The organism is Heyndrickxia acidiproducens DSM 23148 (genome assembly GCF_000374345.1).
Lineage (GTDB): Bacteria > Bacillota > Bacilli > Bacillales > Bacillaceae_C > Weizmannia > Weizmannia acidiproducens.
The window spans coordinates 1-6,410 of the sequence record NZ_KB894055.1 but is presented as its reverse complement, the minus strand read 5'-3'; the positions used below and the strand labels follow the sequence as shown (position 1 = coordinate 6,410).

The 6,410-nt window shown below is 42.1% G+C and carries 4 protein-coding genes and 1 pseudogene; 2 read left to right on the top strand and 3 right to left on the bottom strand.

Translation table 11 applies throughout. The annotated features are described in order from the left end of the window. Nucleotides 1-594 precede the first annotated feature (594 nt). On the bottom strand, nt 595-2,073 hold the full coding sequence (gene putP / locus C232_RS0117770) for a sodium/proline symporter PutP (protein ID WP_018665457.1): 1,479 nt from the start codon (nt 2,071-2,073) through the stop codon (nt 595-597). Between the two features lie 325 nt (nt 2,074-2,398). Here putP and rlmD point away from each other — a divergent pair, with 325 nt between their 5' ends. Continuing rightward, nucleotides 2,399-3,835, top strand: coding sequence for a 23S rRNA (uracil(1939)-C(5))-methyltransferase RlmD (gene rlmD / locus C232_RS0117765; protein WP_018665456.1), 1,437 nt, complete (start codon nt 2,399-2,401; stop codon nt 3,833-3,835). A gap of 649 nt (nt 3,836-4,484) precedes the next feature. On the opposite strand, the gene C232_RS0117760 is transcribed toward rlmD, so the two are convergent. Next, nucleotides 4,485-4,805, bottom strand: a complete 321-nt coding sequence (locus C232_RS0117760; protein WP_018665455.1) for a hypothetical protein — start codon at nt 4,803-4,805, stop codon at nt 4,485-4,487. Between the two features lie 1,247 nt (nt 4,806-6,052). Here C232_RS0117760 and C232_RS19940 point away from each other — a divergent pair. Then, nucleotides 6,053-6,163 (top strand): annotated as a pseudogene (locus tag C232_RS19940) (TetR/AcrR family transcriptional regulator); the annotation flags it as partial. A gap of 24 nt (nt 6,164-6,187) precedes the next feature. Here the strand turns inward: C232_RS19940 and C232_RS0117750 are convergent. After that, nucleotides 6,188-6,410, bottom strand: a 223-nt coding sequence (locus C232_RS0117750; protein WP_018665453.1) for a transposase, incomplete at its 5' end; no start/stop codon positions are given.

The following is a 6,410-nucleotide window of genomic DNA, read 5'->3' as shown; positions in this document are numbered from 1 at the left end:
AAATGCAGTTCATAAGCGGAATGAACGTTATCTCGGTAAAAAAATCCGTGCAAATGCAGTTCATAAGCGGAATGAACGTTATCTCGGTAAAAAAAGCCATGTCAAATGCAGTTCATAAGCGGAATGAACGCTATCTGGGTAAAAAAGTCCATGGCTAATGCAGTTCATAAGCGGAATGAACGCTATCTCGGTAAAAAAAGCTATGCCAGACGCAGTTCATAAGCGGAATGAACGCTATCTGGGTAAAAAAATCCGTGCCATATGCGGTTCATAAGCGGAATGAACGCTATCTCGGAAAAAAATCCATGCCAGATGCAGTTCATAAGCAGACTGAACGCTATCTCGGAAAAAAATCCGTGCCAGATGCGGTTCATAAGCGGAATGAACGCTATCTCGGTAAAAAAATCCATGCCAAATGCAGTTCATAAGCCTGTTAAAGCACCATGGAAGCGGAAACCCCGGGCAAATGGCCGTTCATCAAACAAAAAAGTGAAAAATTCATTTGAAAAAATTGATTTAAAACTTGCATAAGGCTCTTTTATTACATAAAAAAACGCCCCATTGCCATGTACTGGCATTTGGGGCGCCCTATTTTTACGCTTCGTTCTTTAACCCTGCTAAACTGTTTTCAAAATCTTCCTCAATCCCGGTGTGGGGACGATAAGTGGCCAGGCTGACAACTATGCTGACAATCAGGTTAAACGCAAAACCCGGCACCATGGAATACAATTTGGCATCCAGGCCCGTCACCGTCCATACAATGACGGTGACGGCACCAACGATCATCCCGAATAGCGCACCTTTGTAATTCATTTTTCTCCAAAATAGACTCAGGAAAATTACCGGGCCGAATGATGCACCAAATCCCGCCCAAGCATAGCTGACCAGTTGCAGAATTGTAGAGTCACGGTTCAATGCAAGCAAAGAGGCAACAACTGAAACAATCAAAACTGCCAGCCTGCCGAAGAAAACCAATTCTTTATCGGAGGCATTTTTTCTAAAAAATAATTTATACAAGTCTTCTGTCAGCGCACTTGATGTCACCAAAAGCTGCGAAGAGATGGTGCTCATGATCGCAGCCAATACCGCCGCCAGCACAAATCCGGCAATCAGCGGGTGAAAGAGAATCTGCCCGAGCTGGATAAATACAGTTTCCGGATTCGCAAGCTTTTCCCCGGCCTGATGGTAATAGGCAATTCCAATTAAAGCCGTAAACGAAGTGCCAAGCAGCGACAAGATCATCCAGCCAATCCCGATTCTGCGCGCACTCTTCGTTTCTTTTACCGACTTGATTGCCATAAAACGCACGACAATATGCGGCTGGCCGACATAGCCGAGCCCCCAGGCAAGCGCCGAAATGATGCCTAGCACAGTGGTCCCTTTGAAAAAATCGAGCAGCTCAGGATTGATGGAATTTACAGTTTGAAAGGTCTCAACCGGCCCGCCCGTTTTTGTAAAAGCAATAATTGGCACCAGGACAAGCGCAATGACCATAATCAGCCCCTGGATAAAATCAGTCCAGGATACGGCTAGAAACCCTCCAAAAAGCGTATACAATACAACCACGCCGGCGACTAGAATGAGACCTGTGTAATAAGACATATGGAAAGAACTTTCAAAAAAGACGGCGCCGGAAACGATCCCGGAAGAAACATAAAAGGTAAAGAAAATCAAAATCACAAGCGCGGACACGAGCCGCAGCAGTTTTGTCGGGTCTTTAAAACGGTTTTCAAGATAAGAAGGAATGGTAATCGAATCCCCGGCGATTTGCGTATATGAACGCAAACGCGGCGCAATCAGCAGCCAGTTTAAATATGCCCCGATCGTCAGCCCGATGGCAATCCAAGCGTCAGCAAGCCCGGTTGCGTATATCCCGCCAGGCAGGCCCATTAACAACCATCCGCTCATATCGGCCGCCCCCGCGCTTAGAGCCGCAACAGCAGGCCCGAGCGAGCGCCCGCCCAGCATATAATCATTTAAATTGCTCGTCCGCCGGTAGGCAATCCAGCCAATCCACAGCATTAACACCATATACAGCCCAATGGATATCATTTTTAAAGTTTCATCACTCACCGATGCATAATCCCCCTTGTTAAACTCTATTTTTATGAATAGTCTATCATTTAAAATGATTAAAAAAAAGAGGAATGATAGATTTTCTTACAAGCATTTGTTTTTTCAAAAGGTGGTGTAATGAATTCCATAAAATTTTAATGAAATAAAAGTTCAAAGAAATGTCAATAACATATATATTATTCAACGAGGTGAAACAGAACGGCAATCGGCAATCGACCGGCACTTTCAAAATTTGCCCATGTTACATGGCCGGCTATTTCGCATTGCATCCTGCTTTATGTTACAATTTTTTCTAGCGATTCTGATGTAAAGGAAGACATTCATGAAGAAAATATTACCGGTGAAGAAAAACGATGAAATAGAAGCAGTGTTTGAAGATTTAACCCATGACGGAGCCGGTGTGGCCAAGGTGGACGGGTATCCGTTATTTGTCCCGAGGGCCCTGCCCGGTGAAAAAGCAAAAATTAAAGTGATCAAAACAAATAAAAGTTATGGTATCGGCCGCCTCCTTGAACTGCATGAAAAAAGCCCGTACCGCGTTGAAATTTCAAAGCAGGATGCCCATAAATACGGCGGCTGCCAGCTTGCGCATATCAACCATGAAGGCCAGCTGAAATTTAAGGAAAACCAGGTTCACCAAGTGCTCGCGCGAATCGGCAAGTTGGAGGGCGTGCGCATCCATCCGATTATCGGCATGGAAAACCCCTGGCATTACCGGAATAAGGCTCAGGTTCCTGTTGGTGAAAAAGACGGAAAGCTGATTGCCGGCTTTTTTAAACCGCGCACCCATGAAATCGTAGATACAGACGAGAGCCTGATCCAGATTCCTGAAGTCAATGAAGCCATAAATGTGGTCAAAGAAGTTTGCAGCAAGCTGAAAATTCCGGCATACAACGAAGAAAGCCACAAAGGTGTGCTCCGCCATATCATGGCCCGTTACGGAAAGCAGACCGGCGAGCTGATGGTCGTGCTGATCACGAGAACAGCGGAAGTGCCGCATCAGAAAAAACTCGTGGATGCGATTGTGTCGCGGCTGCCGCAAGTCAAGTCGATCGTCCACAATATCAATCCGAAGCGTACAAACGTGATTTTAGGGGAGAAAACCAAAGTACTGTGGGGAAATGAGATCATTTACGACAAAATCGGGGATGTAAAATTCGCCATCTCCGCGCTTTCTTTTTACCAGGTCAATCCTGTCCAGACAAAAGTGCTTTATGATAAAGCCCTTGAATACGCGGGCTTGAATGGCAACGAGTCGGTGATTGACGCCTACTGCGGTATCGGCACGATCTCACTGTTTTTGGCGCAAAAAGCCCGCAAAGTGTTCGGAGTCGAAGTCGTTCCGGAAGCGATTGAAGATGCAAAACGCAATGCGGCGCTCAACGGCATCACGAATGTGCAGTTTGAAGCGGGCGCAGCGGAAACGGTCATCCCAAAATGGTACGAGGCAGGCAACAAGGCAGATGTCTTAGTGGTCGACCCGCCGCGCAAAGGCTGCGACGAATCCCTGCTGCGCACGATTCTTGAGATGAAGCCGAAAAAGGTCGTCTATGTCTCCTGCAATCCGGCAACACTGGCAAGAGACTTGCGGATCCTGGAAGACGGAGGATACAGTACGGTGGATGTACAGCCTGTTGACATGTTTCCGCATACGACGCACGTCGAGTGTGTGTCGCAACTCATTTTAAATGAATGTAACCCAATATTAAACTCTTCCGAACCAAAAAAAACATTTCCGATTCAGGCTCGATTACAGTGAAAATAAACATTTCCGATTTTCGACTCTGACTCAATATCATCCCGGTTTTTCCTCATTAGGAACCCGGGCTTTTTTCTGTTATAATTCAATAGGAAATCAATAAAAATTCAATAGTTTTATCCTAACTTAATCCTGTTTGAACCCTTACCAATTCAGGCTTTTTTCAATATTTCACTCAGGTATTTATTCAATAAGAGACCGAAGGTCTCATTCAATCTTTTCTCAATGCTTTTTCTTATTTCCCTTATTCTTTTTCTCCTTTTCTCCTTCTTCCAAAATCGGAGGACTTTATTTTAACTCTCGAAAAAAGGTGAAAAAAATGAGGAAAAACAGGCGGAAAAACGGTCATATTTGAATCGAAAATGGTCCAAAATAGGGGTTCAGTCGGAAATCTTTATTATAACTCGAACGGAAGAATGCGGATTTGAGGAGCGGGATTTCGGAAGGGTTTATTTGGGGTATACATAGGAGGAAAGAAGAATTTAGTTTGGTTTGTAATATTTCATCTATAATATGGAAAATAGAGAAAAGAGTGCAGTAGAGCATTACGTACTCAATCTTAACTCAGTTTTATAGATTCAAGTAATAAAAAGGAGAATGTTCTCCTTTAGGTCTTTTATTTCCTTTCGTATTCAATGTCACCGATAATCTATTTTTCTTCTGCTAAAGTTTTCAAATCCTTAAACTTTTTCAGAGTCAAAAGCTCTGTATTGTGAGACTTTAATATCTCATGTAAGGCTTCCTCTGGCGAAACAACCCTCCCATAATCTTTTTCTCCTTGCCATTGTGTACCGTAAATGAGTACATACCTGCCATCTTTTAGCTTAGTGATACCCAAATGCCTTCCTACTCCACCATTTGTCCAATTGTGACCATCCCAATAATCAAGGATTTCATTGTATTTAACCCTTGTTACTACTTTGGAATGGAATTCGTCTTCGAACACATTGATTCGATATAAAGTTGTCATATTCACATCATTCCTTTCATTTTTTATTCATTATCATCATATCGTGTTGAGATTTATATCAATACTAAAAAAAGTTCGAGCTGGTTCTAGCTCAAAGAGTTTGACTGTAAATTTGATATTATTTGCTTGGTATGGGGAGCCTGTTCCTTATCCGAAGGTTTTTCCGGTATTTTTCCCGGCAGACCTTCGGTTTTTTTGTGTAAAATTCGTTGGGGTTCCAATTGTAGTCCAATCCCATTTTCAATCAAAATTCAATCCGAATCCAATCGTTTTTTTAATTCTATATTCCTCCAATCCTTTGTTCAGCAAGGGTTTAGTCCAACTCAAGTTCTTTTTCAGTTGGTTTCCTCACGCTATTGAATCGGTATCCTTTCTAGTGTTTTTTTCACACGTTTTAAATCAAATGGCCCCTCACCATCTACTCCGTATTTATTCGAAAAGGAACGAAATTTTTTTATAAAAATCATTGCGAAATCGGTACAATTTTGGGCGAAAATCGGGAAAAAGGCGGGAACGTAATTATTCTATAACAGAAAATGGAAGGTAATGTGAAGGGGGCGTGAGCCCTTGGGAGAGAAGGGCTTGAGGGTGATGTGAGGAAGGAGGGGTGTGGGAAGGTTAATTATTCGATTGGGGACATAGTAGATGGACTTGGATTTTCATAAATGAGGTAAATGGAGATAGGGATTGTTTGTACCTGATGTTCAAAGTAATTGATAATGGGGATACTAACTAAAGAAATAAATGGACGGAGAAAAAAGAAACCCCCTCCTAAATTACTTAGGAAGATTTGTTTGATGGATCACACTGTATGTAATGCGTACTAGCACAACTATATAGTTGCTACTTTCTACTTCCCCATGCTAAATAGTTGGTATCCGAACGGCAAAGGTATCGGGAAGGAGCAGCGGGCAACCCATATGTATTCAATCCTTAAACAATTAGTTGTTTTCATCACAAATCAATCAAAATTCAGGCTAGATTCCATTAGCGGGTCCAGTTTTGTTTCTGTTGTTCAATAATTATATAATCCTTTGTCCAATAAGGATCCAATCATCTAAACTGCTTTTCTTTTCGTTTAAAATTCCTAATAAATAAAACCCAGAAGTCCTGCTCCATTAATTATGGAAGCATATTTGACAATAATAAAAGATGCAAGTAAAATAAAACGTATAATCAATATTTTGATTGTACAATCAATATTTTATTTGGATAAGTAATATGATTTAAAGGAGATGTTTTTAAAAATGGGTGAATCTTTTATTGCGGAAGCACGAAGAGAGCAGATTATTCAATCTTGTATTGACACACTTGAAGAAGTTGGTTATACAAAGGTCAAGTCTTTTTTTGTGTGTAAATTCCTCTCAGTCGGGATAGAGTAATTAACCCGAATAAATGTCTGTCGCTTTGTTGGATTGGTCAGACGATTTCGGTTGTTTGGCTTTCCATTCAAAATAGTCCTCCATCTTCAAATAGCGGCGTCCTTCTGCCCATTTTTCATCCTTTTCCATGAGAACAGAACCCATTAGCCGGATTACGGAATCCCGGTTAGGAAAAATACGGATAACCTGTTCCCGACGGCGAAATTCTTCATTGAGTCGTTCC

What these genes read in the sequence shown, in the direction of transcription:
- rlmD (WP_018665456.1), top strand. Translation starts at nt 2,399, where the DNA reads ATGAAGAAAATATTACCGGTGAAGAAAAACGATGAAATAGAAGCAGTG.
- C232_RS0117760 (WP_018665455.1), bottom strand. Translation starts at nt 4,805, where the DNA reads ATGACAACTTTATATCGAATCAATGTGTTCGAAGACGAATTCCATTCC.